Source organism: Shimia sediminis (assembly GCF_003990645.1).
Lineage (GTDB): Bacteria > Pseudomonadota > Alphaproteobacteria > Rhodobacterales > Rhodobacteraceae > Shimia > Shimia sediminis.
In genome coordinates, this window is record NZ_RYZK01000120.1 from 1 (window position 1) to 519 (window position 519).

The 519-nt window shown below is 46.4% G+C and carries 1 protein-coding gene; it reads right to left on the reverse strand.

Features of this window, described 5'->3' with window-relative positions:
* Positions 1 to 494 (reverse strand): hypothetical protein (locus tag EK369_RS21650; protein WP_206198173.1); only part of this gene is annotated, 494 nt, incomplete at its 3' end.
* Positions 495 to 519 lie beyond the last annotated feature (25 nt).

Sequence of the window (519 nt, forward strand, 5' to 3'; positions counted from 1 at the left end):
CTAGAACCCCCCAGGCCAACAGCCCCCAAAGATGACGAAGACTTCTTCTTCTTCTTATACTCGCCCTTCTTCCTCAGCTGTTGTAGCTGTGGTTCAGAAGTTGCTTGTCTATTAACGTTGAGTTGTTCCAGTTGTTGAGGTTGTTCAGCTTCTTGCAGAGGAGCATTCTGTTGCTGCTCGAACTGGGGTTCCTCCCTGAAAGCGTCGAATTCATCATCGTCATCTTCAAACAGCTGCTGCTGTTGTTGTTGTTGTTGTTGTTGTTCGTCTTCTTCTTCTTGTTGTTGGGGTTGTTCCAATTCTGTCTGTTGTTGATCTTGTTCTTGTTGTTGAGGAAGTGACTCAGCATCTTCCTGCTCGAATTCAGTCAGTTGACCTAACTGAGTCTCAGTGGGGTCGTCTTGAAAAGGGTCGTAAGGTAACAGGCCAAGATCTTGTGGGGCTACTGTCACTGCCACCCCAAAGGCGACAAACAAAAAAAGAAAGGACTTCATAGGCACAATTATCCTTGCATACAGC